The sequence below is a fragment of the Planctomycetota bacterium genome, from assembly GCA_016235865.1.
In the GTDB taxonomy this organism is placed as follows: Bacteria; Planctomycetota; MHYJ01; order JACQXL01; family JACQXL01; genus JACRIK01.
Genome location: JACRIK010000030.1, coordinates 69,127 through 85,439, shown reverse-complemented (window position 1 = coordinate 85,439; position 16,313 = coordinate 69,127). Strand labels below are relative to the sequence as shown.

Genomic DNA, 16,313 nt, shown 5'->3' with positions numbered 1-16,313 from the left:
ATTATAGACGAAAGATGCTTTGAGACAAGAAAAAAACCGCATCACTGAACAGTAAAACTCAGAATACCCTCTGCCTCATTTACTCGTCGGCATAGCCGACCGGGATAATATACAGCGGAGATTCATTATCCGGAAGAGCCAGGACATCTTTGACCGCCTCGTCATTAAAGGCGCCGATCATGACCGTGCCCAAACCCAGTGATACGGCCTGCAGCGATACATTCTGCCCGATATGCCCGGCTTCGATATCCGTATATCTCTGGGCGCGTTCGCCATAGCGCTGGGCGCATTTGGCCACATCGGCCGTAATCACCAAATCAACCGGCACCTGCTTGATAAACCCCTGGCCGAATGCCGCCTCGCATAATTCCTTTCTCGCGTCACCTTCCTTTACCAGCGCCAGGGAATGGGTTAATGGCTGATAGCGATAAATCCCGTTCTTATTCAACAGGTAAACCGTCATCGGAAAGATTCCGCCGGCGGACGGGACATTGCGGGCAATGAAGTTCTTGGTGCGCGGGTTGGCGCCATTAGCCGCCCAGAGAATCTGCGCCACCTGCTCCAAGGTCAGCTCCTTGGTAGAATATTTGCGCACGGATTTGCGTTTCTGAATAGCCTCTTCCAACGGCATCTGGCCGGTTGCCTTGGCGGCAGGGAGTGTAATCTCTTTCATAATCTCTCCTTTTTCAGTCATACCAAATCTACTGAAATAACCGAGGAACACCAAAGCAGAAACCAAAATGACAAACCACAAAAGTGTCTGTTTCATAACTTTAATCGATTATCACAATATTTCTAATACTCGCTCAAAGCAATATCAAATTCCCATATCTCACCATTGATGGCGACTAATTTTATACATTGTTACAATTTTGTCAATATCTACTTGATTTATTTATCTCAATAAGGTATAATATATATATGAAAAGGCGGGATATAATTGTCCTTTCATCTCTTGTCTTTCTGCTCTTATCCATCACCAACGGTTGTCTCTTCAGAGATGACAACAGCGGCAGCAGCGCCGCGCCCAAAGCGCCTTCGAACCTCACGGCTGACGCCACGCTTCCCTCGCGGATTAATCTTTCCTGGGACGATAACTCCACGGATGAAACCGGCTTCGTCATTGAACGCCAAAAACAGGGACAAAGCGGATTCTCATACCTCGCCTCTGTAAATGCCAATACCACCTACTATGCGGATACAAACCTGTCATCGGAGACATTTTATTATTATCGCGTTAAGGCATTCAACAGCGGCGGGAACAGCCCATCTTCCAACCAGGCCGAAGCCCAGACCCTGCCCGGCCCGCCTGACAACCCCCTGCTCCTGCAGGCCAACACCTTCTCTTTCCAGCAAATAGACATCCGCTGGCAGGATAACTCGTTTAACGAGGAAGGCTTCAGAATAGAACGCAAAACCACCGTCAACGGGACTTACAGCGTGATTACCACTGTCGCGACAGATGTGATTTCTTTCTCGGACACCTCGCTTCTGCCCGAGACAAAATATTACTACCGGTTAAGGGCGTATAATTTTCTGGGCGACAGTTCCAATTCCAATGAACTCTCGGCCACCACTCAGCCCATGCCGCCAACGGCGCCATCGGGACTGACCACCACGGCTAATGCCGGAGTCCCCTATCAGGTCTCGCTCCAGTGGACTGACAATTCCAATAATGAAACCGGATTCAAGATAGAGCGCAAAACCGAAGGCGGTAATTTCCAGGAGATAACCAGTCCGATTTCCAACACCACATCGTGGATTGACACCGCGGTTATGCCCGGCACGACTTATTATTACCGGCTATACGGCTGGAATGACGGCGGTTATGGCGGATATTCCGATGTATCCACGGTGACCACGCCGTCATGGCTGCCCCTGGCGCCGGACCAGCTTGAAGCCTGGGCCGTCTCATCCAGCCAGATAAATCTCCAGTGGCGCGATAATTCCAATAACGAAACCGAATTCAGGATAGAACGCTCGCCGAACGGCACCGGCTCCTGGACCGAAATTGCCACCACCGCCGATAACGCCGAGATTTACAGCAACCGGACCTTATCGGCCGGCACTGCCTATTATTACCGGGTCCGGGCCTATGATTCAACGGCCGGCAATTACAGCGATTATTCCGATATCGCCTCGGATACGACTTATCCGCCGCCGACCTATAACCCCGCCGCGCCATCAACCCCGGTTACCTCCACGGTTTACGGATACGAGTTGACCATCCGGTTCACCGACCAATCAGATAACGAGGAGGGATTTAAGATCGAACGCTCGCCTAATGGCGTTGACTCGTGGACGGAAATCACCCAGACCGGCGCGGTTTCGTCATCCGGCAGCACCGTATCATACACCGACCAGACCGTCACCGCCACCAGCACCTATTATTACCGGCTGACCGCCTATAATTCCTTTGGCAATTCATCGCCGCCGGCCACTTCAACCGCTATTACCACCAAAGGACCGCCGCCCCTGGCGCCCTCGGCTTTATCCGCTACCGCCCTTTCATATAACGAAATTGCCTTGGAGTGGGATGACAACTCCGGTAACGAGCAGACATTTAAACTGGAACGCAAGAAGACCGGCGGCACTTACGTCCAGATACTCTCCCTGCTGGCGAATTTCACCTCCTATGATGACAATAACAATATCCAGCCGCAAAACACCTATTATTACCGGATCCGCGCCTTTGGCGAGGGTGGCTACAGTTCGTATTCTGACGAAGCCTCGGTTACCACACCCGTCGGTCCGCCGTCCGCTCCGGTCATCACCCGCCTGGAAACGGTCTCGGCCAGCCAGATAAATATCTTCTGGAACGATGAATCCAATAATGAAACCGGATTTAAGATAGAACGCAAAATTCCGGGCGGCACATTCGAGGAAATAACCCAGGTCGCGGCTAATGTCACCAGCCACGCTGATAATACGCTAACCCCCAACACCACTTACTACTACCGCATCAGGGCGTATAATCTTTATAACAGCCTTTATTCTGGCGTCCTCTCGGCGATTACCTTGTCTCTTCCACCCAACGCCCCTTCTAATCTCACCGGCACTGCGGTCTCGCCGGTCCAGGTCAATCTCCTCTGGAACGATAATTCAAACAACGAGGACGGCTTTGCCGTGGAATCAAGAAAGGAATCCGAACCGGATTATTATCAGATTGGCAATCCGGCCGCCAACAACAATGCGTTATCCCATCTCTCAGTCACTGAAACCACTACATATTATTACCGGGTCCGGGCCTGGAATTCAGTCGGTATGAGCAATTATTCCAATGCCATCTCTGTCACCACTCCGTCTCCGTCATCAATCACGCCGCTGGCTCCGTCCAACCTGACCGGCACGGCGGTCAGCTCTTACAGGATAAATCTCCTCTGGCAGGACAACTCCAGCAATGAAGATGGCTTCAGGATAAAACGCCAATCGCCGGGTGAAGTGCAATTTACGGAAGTCGGCACGGCAGCCGCCAACGTCGTCAGTTTCGCCGATACCGCCCTCAATGACCTGACCGCTTACACTTATACTGTGCTGGCCTATAATGCGGTTGGGGACAGCTCGACCTCCAACGAAATTACGGCCACCACCATTGCCGCCACCTGGATTTCCATCAGCACCACAGACAAGCCGACCTCCCGCTGGCTGCACGCCAGCGCCTACGATGCCGAACACGGTCAGATGGTCCTCTTCGGCGGTTGGGACAGCGATAACCGCGATGACACCTGGCTTTATGACGGCACGAACTGGGTCTGGCAATACTCCAGCAATAAACCGCCCGGCCGGCGCAATCACGCCCTGGCCTATGATGCCAACCGAAAAGTGGTTATCCTTTTCGGCGGAATGGACTTGGTCGGCAAGAATGACACCTGGGAATGGGACGGCGCGGACTGGACGGAAAAAAACCCGTCGGCTAAGCCGCCGGCGCGCGAAGGGCATTCCCTGACCTACGATGCCCAGCGCCAGAAAATCGTCCTGTTCGGCGGCGTTATCTCCGGCACCTATCTCAACGATACCTGGGAATGGGACGGCATCAACTGGGTAAACAAAAACCCGGTTAATAAGCCGTCCGGGCGAACCGGACACGCTATCACCTATGACTATGCCAGCCAGAAGATTATCCTGTTCGGCGGCCGGGACAGCCAGCTAAAAAACGATATGTGGGAATGGAACGGCGCTAACTGGACCCAGCTAAACCCGCCGGCCAAACCATCGGCCCGGGCGTATTGCACGGCGGTCTATGACACCCTGCGTCAGGAGATTGTCCTTTTCGGAGGCCAGGAATCCGGCGGCTACATGGATGATACCTGGGAATGGACCGGCACGACCTGGACCCAGAAAACCACGGCCAACAAACCGCTGGCCCGGTACTGGCATTCCATTGCCTACGACTCGGCCCGCCGGAGGATTATTATCTTCGGCGGATATAACGGCGCCCGGCTTAACGACACCTGGGAATATCCGTAACCAGAATAATTTATAAATTATGACCGTTATCCCGCTCTTCAGCGGGATCAAATTCGCAGACGGCTTGTGTCTATAACTTACGATAAATTATCGTAAGTTATCTGCTCATTTTACTTGACATTTATATAATCTCATGGTAAAAGGATACTATATTATAAACAAAGGAGTTAAGATACCGCTATGAAAGAAAAGATTCACCCGGACTACAAAGATGCCACCGTTACCTGCGCCTGCGGCGAGTCATTCCAGACGCGTTCCACCAAAGATAAAATCGCCGTTTCGATTTGCTCCAAGTGCCACCCCTTCTACACAGGCAAGGAAAAATACGTGGATACCGCCCGGCGTATAGAGAAATTCCAGAAAAAATACGCTAACTACGGCCAGAACAAATAGATAATTGCTTATTCCGGAGAATTATTATTTTGTTTAGCAAAAGTTGGGTTCTCAACAGTCTAACAATACAGTAAAGTAATATGTCCAGATTGAAGATTACCGTTCTGCTGGCCGTCATCGTTACTTTTCTCACGATTGCCGCCCCGGCCCTGTCCGAGGTGGTCATCCTCAAAGACGGCAGCAAGTATATCGGCAAGATAACCGACGACGGCGATAAAGTAAAGATTGCCACCGAAGACGGCGAAATAATCGTCAAAAGAGACCGCATCAAGTGCATCTACAAGGACGCCCAAACCATTGACAAAGAACTAACCGACCTCCTGACCGAGGCGCAGAAACTTACCGCCGGCGCCAACAAGATAGACAACCGGACTGAACGCAACGCCGCGCTGGACAAGGCCATTGAAATGCTGATGAAGGCGCAGAACATCTGCATGGATGTGATTGACGTATTCACCGGCAAGGATGCCGAAATCATTTCCGGTAAGTTCAAGGAAATCAACGGCACCCTCAAGCACGCCCGCTCGCTCAAGGTCCTGGACAATGAATCATCTCAACCGCCCCCGACGGCAAAAGAGCCGCCCAAGGAGAAGGATAAACCCGCAGAAGAAAAACCCAAATCCAAAGAACCCGACATAGAAGCCCAGGAAGCGGCCCGCGAGTTCTACGGCCTGGGCCTGGCCTCGTTAAAATCCAAACAGTATGACAAGGCCCGGGAACTCTTCATCAAGTCCATCACTTATAACAAGAATTTCCCCGATGCCTACGCCAAACTCGGCGACATCTGCACCACCCTCAAAGACGAGGAATCCGGCTACGGATACTACCAGCAATGCGTGGAAATCATCAACGCCCTCCCGGCGCCGTCCGAAGAAATGATTAAGCTGCGCGATGACACCCTGCGCAAGACCGAGAAATTCCGGATGCTGGAGGAAAAGATAACCGCCCTTAACAAGGAACTCATGCTCAAGCTCCTGGATCTGGGAAACCAGTGCATCAACGAAGAGGATTATATCCTGGCCGAGGAAATCCTGGCCCTGGCCCGCCAGCTGGACCGGAACAACGAGGAGGCAGCGGGCCTGCTGAAAAAAGCCCGGGAAGAGATGAATAAATCACTGAAGGACAAGACCGCCGGCGAAAACAGCGAATTGGCCAGCCTCTATTACCAGTCCGCCCTGGAGCTCCTCAAAGCCAACAAGTATGAGGAGGCCGTGGAGAAATTTAACAAGGCCATGTCCTACCGGGCCGATTTCCCCGATGCCCTGTTTAACCTGGGCGAATGCTACAAGAAACTTAGCGACAACAAAAAGGCGCTCAACAGCTACCGGCTCTGCGCCAGATGCCTGAAACAGAGATTCATGTCCAAGGACGACGAAAAACTCATGTCCCAGACATCCCAGGCGCTGGATAAGATCGACCCCAACGGCAAGAAATTCACCGCCATAAAGACCGGCTATACCGCGTCCGCCTCGACGCTGGCGACGGACTGCGCCAACAAGAAATACAATTCCTTTGCCTGGCGCGTCCTCCAATATCTCCTGCTGGTGGACCCGGCCAACAAGAGCGCCCAGGATTTGTCGGCCAAATTAGGCGCTCCCCGGGCCCCGGTCGAGCCGAAAAGCGACCCGGGCGCTAACGACCCGGCCAATAAACGCGCCGAATCTTATCTCCGGGTGGCCCAAACGCTCTTCTATAACGGCGAATATAACAACCTGGTCGCCACCTGCAACGAAGCGATAAAGATTAACCCGAAATGCGCCCCGGCCTATGCCTGGCGCGGGCTGGCCTATTGGAAAAAGAATGACCTGGCCCAGATGAACGCTGACTTCGAGATGGCCTTCAGGCTTGATTCCGATAACATGCAACTGGAAGAAATGAAGAAAAACTTCGAGCCGCTCCGGAAATTCAGCCCCGATGCCAAAAAAGCCGAGGCCGGCCAAATCCAGCATATTTTCAACGGCAAGGACCTGAATGACTGGGAGATAAAAGACCAATATCCGCCCGAAGCCAATGTCTGGGGAACCGATAAATACCAGAACTGGCGCGTCAAAGAAGGCAAAATCGAGGCCGACCCCAGGGTGTCAAACTCGGAAGCCATCCTGCTCTGGAAAGGCGAGGTCCCGGCGCAATACACCCTGACGGTAAAATTCTCCATCGAACGCAACCGCTCCTCCAAGACCGACCCGGTCGGTTTCATTTATGGCGGCGATAAAAACGACTATGATGTCGTCTCGCTCAGCAGTTCCATCGGCGTGTCCAGCGTCCACAAATTCGAGTTAATCAGGGAAAACAACCGCTATAAGGCCATCCTGGACGGCAAAATGATTAAGGACAACCTGGTCTCCGCCTCACCGGCCATTGGCCTGATGGTCCAAAACGGCCAGGTCTTTTTCAACAGCATCACCATCCAGGAAATGAAGTAGCGCTCCATTCCCCCTTAGAAAAGGGGGTTAGGGGGTTGTTTACTCGCACTTCGAAAGTGATGAGTTAGTGCGAATTATCCCGTAGCAAAGCGGATAGGATTCCCCTCTATTAAGCAGAGTCGCAACGGAGTCCCGATTATTTCGGGGAGGGGTAAGGGGTGTGTTTACCTGCAGTGACGTCATTGCGAGCGTCCCAATGTCAGGCGGGACGCGTGACAATCTATAATATAAATTTTATTAGAGTTATTCTGTCTAATAAACCGGATTGTGCGCTTCAAAGACAGACCACTTGCGCCGCTCCGGTTCCGGTATCAGGTGAAATGCCCGCGGGTCAATTGCAATCATCCAGCCGCCGTCCTTGTGCCGCACCTTCCAGAAGAGCAGTTCGGCAAACGAGCGGCTGTCCATTAATTTGTAGTCATCCTTGCCGAAGTATTCCTTGGACCAGAGATGCGGATGCCGCTTGGTCAGGGAACGTTTCTGGTGCATTTTCTCCCGCTCCTCTTTGTTGCCCACCCGGCCGTGGAACGCCGCCTCGTGCACGTAATATCTGGTATCCTTCCGGTATTGCTCCAGAACACTGGAGCTGAAAAACCTCATCTTTACGGCCGCATCATCCAGAAAAAGCATCCGGCGCTTGACAAACTCATTCAAATCGTTTTCCCAGACCACCCACTGCCCGCCCATTTTGCTGGCGGCTATCTTGCCCTGGCTAATCCATCCGGTGATGGTCCGGCGGCAGACGCCCAGGACATCCATCACCTCTTTTAACTTCAACGGCTTATTATCCTGATAGGTGGCCTGGCGCCGGCCATAAGAGGAAATAATATCAGATACAGTGGCTGGTTTCCTGGATGACTTGGCGCTGAATAAGGCGCTGTCGCGTTCAATAGAAAACTTATGCAGGATGCGTTCCTCAACCACCCACCGTCCGCCCAATTTTTGGGCCGGCAGTATGCCCTTCTTTATCCAGCGCATCAGGGTCCAGCGCGAAACGCCCAGATAATAACAGACCTCGTTTAATCCCAGCGGTTTATTCATAGCCGCAGATTACATTGATTCCGGACAAATTCAAGAAAAACCGTAGCCACCAATACACTACCCATTAGTCCCCCTTAACAAAGGGGGCAGGGGGTTGTCCCTACGGGAGACCGTTAAAATATGCCCTTAGTGCCTTGGTGCCTTCGTGGCAAATTTTGTATTTTCTGGTATAAATGTAGCAAGCTGTAGCAAAACCGGCAAAAACCGGCAATACCCCTATACCGCCACCCCCCATACCCCCCTACTACACCTCCCATACCCCCTTACCATACCTCCCATATCCCTGTACCATTCCTCCCATACCCCTGTGTCATTCCTCCCATACCCCTGTGTCACTCCTCCCATACCCCTGTGCCACACCTCCCATATCCCTGCGCCATACCTCCCATACCCCTGTGGCACACCTCCCATATCCCTGTGCCATTCCTCCCATACCCCTGCGGCACACCTCCCATACCCCTGTGTCACACCTCCCATACCCCTGTGCCATTCCTCCCATACCCCTGTGCCACACCTCCCATACCCCTGTGCCACACCTCCCATACCCCTAAGGCATACTATCCATACTAGTATAGTACACCATCCATACTGGTATAGCGCCCTACCCATACCTAAAGAATTCAGTTATATATGATGTCGGTGAATTACAGAAATGCCTTAGCGGTTGGACATATATTCGGTGAGCTTGATCTCAATCCCATTAATTCCGCTTGATGGCTTGGTCTGATGGACCGGGAATGACCGGCTCTGCTCCGGGTATTTGATTCCGAACTGGTTAAAGAAAGTCTTGCCATTAACCACAGCCAGAACGCCGGTCTTGGTCAGATTGACCGGAAGCACAAACTCGCCTTTCCTGTCATTGCGGAATGTGAATGCCACCTTCTTCATATCCGGCTCGTAATAGAGCTTAACATACTTGCAGTTAGTGGGCTTGATAAAGGTATCATAACAGGCCTTATTAAAACAAATCAGACCGGTGGACAGCCCTGTGCAAAGCACTGGTCGGGAGCATCCAGCCGGCGGCTGGAGCGCACCGGGAGGCATACTGATAATGGGCTTGTCCCCGAACGCCTGCCACTTGCCCTTGAATGCTTTGTAAGACATATCAACCTCCTTAATTATGTATCCCCAGATTGCTACGAGCAATTTTGATCATAAGGGCTACTTTACAAAAACGATGTCTTTCAAGTCAAGTATTTAGCAGGTTTCGCCGGCAGGTGTGTGTCATCGGCCCTGTCATCGACCCAAACCAGGGTTACAGCCGGTTGCCCTGTGCAACGCACTGGTCAGAAGCATTCGTCCGGCGGACGAAGCGCACTGGGAACTCGCTACTGCGAGACAACGTAGTGAACATGTGTTTCAGGATGTAGGATGTGTATTGCATTACTTTAAGGGTTTATTTTGCAATACTTGTTTGATTCTTTTTTTAACATCTTCGAGAGGTTCAATCGAAAGTAATTCTTTCAAGATGTCTTCCACCTCTGCATCCCAATTCTTCTTGCCCCATTCGGATAATACTCTTAGAGCTAGGTTTCTGTTCCTGACTACCGGACTTCTCAATCCTGCTTTTACCAAAAAGATCCCAACAGATGGATATTTGCCCAGATTCTGTAAGATAAAATCCAAACACCTGTGAATCTTATACTCTTCTCCACCTCCAGCCTCATCTGCGGGACCGGTTGCAACTTTATCTAAGGGGAGTACTTTTAAGGCGTAATCCACAATAACCTTAATGCGCTCGGAGTTTACCGCGGTCATTATATCATACCAACGTCCGTCCTCGAACGGCTTTTTGTTTAGTCGTTCCCAGTAAACATCCCACATATCCAATCCAAGCCATTTGGCGACCCGGTTGACGTCAAAGAATTCCGCATAATTATCTGTCTTAAATTTACTCTTAACAATCTCTGACCATTTCGGTCGATTAATAATACCTTGAGTAATCTGCAACAGGTTATCACGTAAGCCATCCTCCAGGATGAGCTTTTTAGTCTTTTCCTCTTTGTTTTTATATGATGATAAGAAATCCCTAATTACAGCTATTGTAATGAAATGCTCTATCGTATTTGCTTTTGACTCGATGAGCTTAAGGTATCTTTCAATTACATAGATTCCATCCTCATAATCCATTATATTTTTGGTTGGACCGCCGTTAATAAGTGCTTTAATTATATCGCCAGCCGAGTTTAACAATTCATCATCTAAATTATCCTGCGACAAGGCCGTTTTTAAATCTCCGTTAGTGGCACATTGATATGCCAGATATTCATTCATAATATTGTTGTTGTAACCATGGCGTAATAACCAGTCTTTAATTTCCGGATTGTCTGATTTTGGCATTCTCTCAACCGCATTGATTTTTCCCCAACCATCCACGCATTTAGCTAAATCCCATAATTCATTAAGAGGGTTTTCTAATATGTTAATCATAGCAACCACGCTATACAGCGTGAATTCGTCGTGCTTACCGAGCAGTTTAATAATTTCAACGTCAGCTTCGCCCCCGCTAGCCCCCAGCAAGGCAATTCCGAATTTGACCGGTCCTCTATCAGGAGATCCCTTCGCCAGCCAGACAGCATAGTCGTGCAGGTAAGGGTCCGAGAAAGTCTTATTTTTAACGATTAGCTCAAGCACCTGGTCTACAAACAAAGACAATTCATCTTTAATCAGCAAATTATATAAAGATATCTTTCCGCTTAATTCTTTCTTCCGGACTATTTGCCTCACCAAAGAAAAAACTTGCTTGATGTTTTTATTCCGTGTCTTTAATGGCGCTTCCCAGAAAACATTATCTTTACACCCGGCTATGAATTTTAGTCTTTTCCCTTTGTTAAACTTCTCATCATCCGGTAGCTTTTCTCCAATTTTGGTCAATTTTGCGCCTTCTTTATCAAGATGATTCTCTATGAATTTATAAATAGAAGTGGCTCCATACCATGGCAAATTTTCTGGACTGACATTTCGAGAACCACTTTTCCCGAATAGAAACGATAAAATACCCATGATACAAACTCCTCAACTCGGTGCTAATTCTGCGTAATCCGGGGACACGTGTACCCGATGCGCTCCAGTGGGTGCTCCCGACCATTGCTACGCAAAGGGTCAATTTTTCTGACTTATTTCCCGCTCAGGCCAGCTGAGACGATGAAGGCCATGACCTCCGGGCCGTTCTTGTCCAGCGGCGTGACATTGCGCCGCGGCACGATTATCAGATTCCCGGCAAAGTTATACGACTGGGGTAGGTAAACCGCCACCGAGTCCTTGATGCCCAGCATGGACAGGTCGTCACGGGTGATGAACCCGATAACCATTGCCTCGGAGGTGTCATATAGCTTCACCAGCACCGGACGGTCAAACATCTTCTTCTCGCCGACAAACGCCTTCATCAGGTCTTTTAATGATGAGTAAATTAGCTTAATCAGCGGTATCCGGCTGACCTGCGCATCAAGCATCTTCATCAGCCCTTTGAAAAAGAGGCCCGAGGCCAGATACCCGGTCAGGGTAATCAGGATAATCGTGGCCACAAAACCCACCCCGGGATAAGGGATGCGCAACCAGCCGTCCACCCAGTTAAAGACCAGGTAAACCACGTAAACCGTCGCGGCCAGCGGCGCACTCACCAGCAGGCCCTTGACAAAATAACCGAATAGCTTTTTCATATCACTCCTCTATACTGTCATTAATTTCGTAAACTGCCCTTTGCGCAGCAATGGTCGGACAGCACCCACTGGAGCGCACCGGGTACTTAAGCGGATTTGGCAGATTAAACGGATAAAATCATCAGCTAAATCCGCAGAATCTGCTTAATCCGCTTACAAGAATTTTGCCTACTTCCCTTCTATTTCACTCCTTAATGTTTTTATCCTCAGGATAATCCCATCTTTTGCCTGCTTGGCTATTGGGTCATTGCCTTTCATCAGGCCGATAATTTCAGATACCAGTTTGTGCATATCGTCGTAGAACATCTCCGGCAGGTTTTGGGACAACGCCACCACCTCCTGCATAATAACAGATTTACCCGCGTCTTTTAACGGCTCATTCTCAGACGCCTGGTTTATGATGGCTTCTATTTTACCCAACGAGCCAAGGAGCGCATCCTTATTGAGCGAGAATATGCCCAGCTCCCTGAGGTTCTTGGTCACCTCCCGGTCGGTCAGCTTATATAGCCCGTCAATCTCTTCCGTAATCACGGCCAGTTTGCGGTTGAATTCAGCCGCATCCTTCACCGGCTGCTCTTTTAAGACCAGCATCTCGTCCTGTTTCTTCAGGAGCGATTTAAGCAAAAAGGCGCTGTTTTCTATTGACGCCTTGGCCTGGGTCACGCTCTCAAATACCCGCAGTTCGTCCTCCAGCAGGATGGCCTTGACCAGCGATTCCAGTTTACCAATGATGTCCGCTGACCATTGACGCAACGCCTTGATATCCTCCCCGAAATTATCGGGACTCCGCTGCGGCTCCGCAGCCCGGAGCGTCTCCTGATACTTAGAATAATGCCCCTTGATGTCATCAGAGACGGCCTTTAATGTCAGGCCTTCCTTCTGGATAATCGCCATCATCTGCCGGCGTTCCTTGGGCGCATCCTCGGCCGAGGCGCCGATGGCCAGGACCTCGGTCTTGCTGAGGTTTTCCACGACCTGGTATTTTGATTCTCCGCCAGAGGCGGATCCGCCTTCGGAGGACAGGTATTTACGCACCTCATCGGATTGCCGGTCCGGGTCAAAGGTCACCTTAAATAGATACTCGCCGGCCGGGGGCTTGCGCCTGAGCGGCCCTAATTGGGCCTGATAAGCGCTGGCTGTAACCAAACATCGCTTGTAATCAAGGTATCGCTCGTTGTCTCCGCCCGGGAAACGATAGGTGAAGGTAATATCCAACAGCGCCTTGTCAGGCAGGTTGGTGGTTCCGCTGACAGACAGGAAATACGCCGACCCGTCCTGCTTTAACAGCGGTTTGATGGAATAATTGATGCCTTTAGTGGCGTCTTCAGCCGCCAGAAATAGCGACAGGAATAGGAAAAGAATAATTATCGCGATATATTTCATTGTATAGAATTAAAAGTATAGCCACTAAGTCACATGCCAATGCATGCTAACGCATACTGGTATAAGGGGAGTAAAGGTCATCCCTATGGGATTCCAAACTGCCCCTAAAAGGCACGAAGATACACCCAGTCATTTCTTCTTAGTGTCTTAGTGTCTTCGTGGCTAATTCTTATGATTTATTTATTAATTAACGAAGCCATATAACCGGCTCCGAATCCGTTGTCAATATTGACGACTGCCACGCCGGCCGCGCAGGAATTGAGCATGGTCAACAGCGGCGCCAGGCCCTGGAAATGCGCCCCGTAGCCCACGCTGGTCGGCACGCCAATCACCGGCTTGTCCACCAGGCCGCCCACCACGCTGGCCAGCGCCCCTTCCATTCCGGCCACCACAATAATCACATTGGCTTTTCGGATCAGCTGAGAATGGTCCAGAATCCGGTGGATGCCGGCCACGCCGACATCATAAAGGGTCTCGACCCGATTGCCCATCATCTCGGCCGTGATTCTGGCCTCTTCTGCCACCGGGATATCCGAGGTCCCGCCGGTAATAACCACAATCAAGCCCGGCTTAATCCGGCATTCCGGTTTGCTTCTACGGTCAATGGTGATAATCCGCGGCCTCATGTGATATACGGCATCCTTGGCGATGCGCTTAACGGCCCGATAGGTTTTCTCGTCAGCCCGGGTGGCCAGCAGATATTTGTGATGCCTTAGTATTTCCCGGGCAATCCGGGCGGTGTCGGCCGGCATCTTGCCCTGGCAGAATATCACCTCGGGAAACCCGCACCGCTTCTCACGCTCGATATCAATCGTGGCAAAACCCAGCTTCTTGTATCTGGTCTTTTTCATAATGTTCGTTCAATGTCATTCCCGCGAAGGCGGGAATCCATTAATCCACAAGAATTATAGATTCCGCGTCAAGCACGGAATGACACAGAAAGGAGGTATATCATATATTATGTTATATACATCCTCTTCACCCGCTTGCCCAGCCCGCAGGTAATGACATAAGGCGAGGTGCCGGTCAGCGCGGATAATTCCTCAACCGTAATCCGGTTTTCCCGGTCCGCGGACTTGCCGATAAGAATGGCCTCATCGCCCACCTTTACCTGCTGGACATCGGTCACGTCAACCATAATATAGTCCATGGTCACCGAGCCGATAATCGGCGCCTTCAGGCCGTTGACCAGCACATATCCTTTATTGGAAAGATGATAAGGATAACCGTCGTTGTAACCAATCGGAATGGTAGCAATCTTGGTGCGTTTCTTGGTGGTGTAGGTTCGGCCGTAGCCAACCGGCGTTCCGGTCGGCACTATCTTCAGGAAAGCAATCTGCGACTTGAGCGACAGGATGGGATTGAACAGGTCGGACACCTCGCGCAGGTTGCCCGGGTCGATGCCGTAGATGATTCCGCCGGCCCGGACCATGCTGAAACAGGCGTCGCGGTTGCAGAGAATCGCGCCGGTATTGGCGATGTGCTTTAAGGGAATCGCTCTGCCCATCTCTTTTTCCATTTCTCCCACGGTCTGGCGGAATGAATTTATCTGCTTCTCGGTAAAACTCTTTTCCTTGTGGTTGGAGGAACAGGACAGATGCGAACAGACCCCTTCCAATTTTATATTGGGGAACGCGGCCATCTTACGGGCTATTTCCAGGGCCCGCTTTGGGGTGGAACCCAGCCGGCTCATACCGGTATCAATCTTGAGATGAATATTGAACTGCTTGGCCTGGCGCCGGGCCTCCTCATTGAACAACTCCAGCAGGTCCATTGAGTGAATGGTCGGCGTGATGTTGTAGCTGACCATCCAGCCGATTTCCTCCTCAATCACCGCGCCTAAAATCAGGATTGGCTCCAGGATACCGCTCTGGCGCAGTTCAATGGCTTCGGATGAATCGCCCACGCCGAGCATGGAGGCGCCGCTCTCCAGCACGGTCTTGCCCACCGGCACTGCCCCGTGCCCGTAGGCGTCGGCCTTGACCACCACCATTATCCGGACCTCAGGGCCGAGCTTGGCGCGCAGGTTCCGGACATTATCCGACAGCGTCTTGAGATTAACCTCTGACCAGGTGCGATACTTTTTCATTTATCCTGTAGTCCTCCTCTTGCAAGATTTCAGGTTCAGCTCTGCCTCGGTCAGCCGCAGGTAAAGAGGCAGCAGTTTTATCGGGTCATCCCGTTTCCCGGACTGATACGATTCGTATCCCAGGGTAGCCACATTCGCTGCGCTGGGAAGCCATAAATGCTCCGGGGCGAATTCGGCCCGATTGGCCAGCCGTTTGAAAATATCGCTGTAAGCCCTGAGCCCGTCTCCAAACAACAGGATTTCCCCCCGGTATCTATTGATTACCTTTAGCAAATCTTCAGGGGTTATGGCAAGATAATCCGTCCGCCGTTTGTAGCCATCAGCTGACTTCTCGTATATGGCCGTGTAGACCTGGTTCCAGCGGGCATCGATTACCGGGCAGATATATTGATGAACATCATTGGCACTAACATTTCTTACCAAAACATCAAGTGAAACTACCCCGACAATCTTTGTCTTGAGCGCATAGGCCATGGTTTTGGCAATCGCCAGTCCGACCCGCAGACCGGTATAAGAGCCGGGCCCGATATCCACCGCCACCAGGTCTATTTTATCTTTCCGCCAATGCGCCCTTTTAAGCAGTTTGTCCAGGGCTGGCACCAGCAGCTTGCCGTGAACCAGGCCGCGCCTGAACGCCGTACTTCGCTGTAAGGTTATTGAATTATCCGTCTCTTCCAGGATGGACACGCCGCCCTGGATGGATGAGGTCTCGATGCCGATTACTTTCATGGCTTTATTATATCCATTATTCCCGACAATGCAACAATTACTTTACCCCGCACATAAATAATGTTAATAAAATATCATATTGCTGATACAGAGTAATGCACTGCACATCGTTAACCTATCACTATAATT

Annotated in this window: 12 protein-coding genes; 3 read left to right on the top strand and 9 right to left on the bottom strand. The window is 50.9% G+C overall.

From position 1 onward, the window contains the following. Positions 1-79: 79 nt before the first annotated feature. A complete protein-coding gene (locus HZA49_09850; GenBank protein MBI5779740.1) occupies positions 80-694 on the bottom strand; it encodes a SagB/ThcOx family dehydrogenase in 615 nt (204 codons plus the stop codon). A 227-nt stretch (positions 695-921) separates the two neighbouring features. Between HZA49_09850 and HZA49_09845 the strand changes: the two genes are divergently transcribed. The 3 genes from HZA49_09845 to HZA49_09835 all read left to right on the top strand — a co-directional run bounded on the left by HZA49_09845 (position 922) and on the right by HZA49_09835 (position 7,283). Beyond that, positions 922-4,467: a fibronectin type III domain-containing protein gene (locus tag HZA49_09845; protein ID MBI5779739.1), complete on the top strand. Its 3,546-nt coding sequence runs from the start codon at positions 922-924 to the stop codon at positions 4,465-4,467. Between the two features lie 180 nt (positions 4,468-4,647). After that, a complete protein-coding gene (gene rpmE, locus HZA49_09840; protein ID MBI5779738.1) occupies positions 4,648-4,860 on the top strand; it encodes a 50S ribosomal protein L31 in 213 nt (70 codons plus the stop codon). A gap of 80 nt (positions 4,861-4,940) precedes the next feature. Continuing rightward, a complete protein-coding gene (locus HZA49_09835) occupies positions 4,941-7,283 on the top strand; it encodes a tetratricopeptide repeat protein (GenBank protein MBI5779737.1) in 2,343 nt (780 codons plus the stop codon). 252 nt (positions 7,284-7,535) lie between these two features. Here the strand turns inward: HZA49_09835 and HZA49_09830 are convergent, their stop codons facing one another. The 8 genes from HZA49_09830 to tsaB form a co-directional block, all read right to left on the bottom strand. Further along, the gene (locus tag HZA49_09830) at positions 7,536-8,324 is read right to left on the bottom strand and encodes a helix-turn-helix domain-containing protein (protein MBI5779736.1); all 789 of its coding nucleotides are present in this window, start codon (positions 8,322-8,324) and stop codon (positions 7,536-7,538) included. A gap of 657 nt (positions 8,325-8,981) precedes the next feature. Beyond that, positions 8,982-9,428, bottom strand: a complete 447-nt coding sequence (locus tag HZA49_09825; protein MBI5779735.1) for a hypothetical protein — start codon at positions 9,426-9,428, stop codon at positions 8,982-8,984. A 279-nt stretch (positions 9,429-9,707) separates the two neighbouring features. Continuing rightward, complete coding sequence (locus HZA49_09820; GenBank protein MBI5779734.1) at positions 9,708-11,327, bottom strand: hypothetical protein; 1,620 nt, start codon at positions 11,325-11,327, stop codon at positions 9,708-9,710. 113 nt (positions 11,328-11,440) lie between these two features. Beyond that, complete coding sequence (locus tag HZA49_09815) at positions 11,441-11,983, bottom strand: DUF502 domain-containing protein (protein ID MBI5779733.1); 543 nt, start codon at positions 11,981-11,983, stop codon at positions 11,441-11,443. Positions 11,984-12,151: 168 nt separating this feature from the next. Continuing rightward, entirely contained in the window at positions 12,152-13,366 is a 1,215-nt protein-coding gene (locus HZA49_09810) for a hypothetical protein (GenBank protein ID MBI5779732.1), read from the bottom strand. Positions 13,367-13,542: 176 nt separating this feature from the next. After that, positions 13,543-14,217, bottom strand: coding sequence for a nickel pincer cofactor biosynthesis protein LarB (gene larB, locus HZA49_09805; protein ID MBI5779731.1), 675 nt, complete (start codon positions 14,215-14,217; stop codon positions 13,543-13,545). Between the two features lie 107 nt (positions 14,218-14,324). Beyond that, entirely contained in the window at positions 14,325-15,455 is a 1,131-nt protein-coding gene (alr, locus tag HZA49_09800; GenBank protein ID MBI5779730.1) for an alanine racemase, read from the bottom strand. After that, complete coding sequence (gene tsaB, locus HZA49_09795; GenBank protein MBI5779729.1) at positions 15,456-16,184, bottom strand: tRNA (adenosine(37)-N6)-threonylcarbamoyltransferase complex dimerization subunit type 1 TsaB; 729 nt, start codon at positions 16,182-16,184, stop codon at positions 15,456-15,458. Between the last annotated feature and the right edge of the window lie 129 nt (positions 16,185-16,313).

Excerpts from the sequence above, each read along its gene's own strand:
- HZA49_09830 (MBI5779736.1), bottom strand. The coding sequence starts at position 8,324 with ATGAATAAACCGCTGGGATTAAACGAGGTCTGTTATTATCTGGGCGTT.
- rpmE (MBI5779738.1), top strand. The coding sequence starts at position 4,648 with ATGAAAGAAAAGATTCACCCGGACTACAAAGATGCCACCGTTACCTGC.
- HZA49_09810 (MBI5779732.1), bottom strand. The coding sequence starts at position 13,366 with ATGAAATATATCGCGATAATTATTCTTTTCCTATTCCTGTCGCTATTT.
- tsaB (MBI5779729.1), bottom strand. The coding sequence starts at position 16,184 with ATGAAAGTAATCGGCATCGAGACCTCATCCATCCAGGGCGGCGTGTCC.
- HZA49_09850 (MBI5779740.1), bottom strand. The coding sequence starts at position 694 with ATGACTGAAAAAGGAGAGATTATGAAAGAGATTACACTCCCTGCCGCC.
- HZA49_09815 (MBI5779733.1), bottom strand. The coding sequence starts at position 11,983 with ATGAAAAAGCTATTCGGTTATTTTGTCAAGGGCCTGCTGGTGAGTGCG.
- larB (MBI5779731.1), bottom strand. The coding sequence starts at position 14,217 with ATGAAAAAGACCAGATACAAGAAGCTGGGTTTTGCCACGATTGATATC.
- alr (MBI5779730.1), bottom strand. The coding sequence starts at position 15,455 with ATGAAAAAGTATCGCACCTGGTCAGAGGTTAATCTCAAGACGCTGTCG.
- HZA49_09820 (MBI5779734.1), bottom strand. The coding sequence starts at position 11,327 with ATGGGTATTTTATCGTTTCTATTCGGGAAAAGTGGTTCTCGAAATGTC.
- HZA49_09845 (MBI5779739.1), top strand. The coding sequence starts at position 922 with ATGAAAAGGCGGGATATAATTGTCCTTTCATCTCTTGTCTTTCTGCTC.
- HZA49_09835 (MBI5779737.1), top strand. The coding sequence starts at position 4,941 with ATGTCCAGATTGAAGATTACCGTTCTGCTGGCCGTCATCGTTACTTTT.
- HZA49_09825 (MBI5779735.1), bottom strand. The coding sequence starts at position 9,428 with ATGTCTTACAAAGCATTCAAGGGCAAGTGGCAGGCGTTCGGGGACAAG.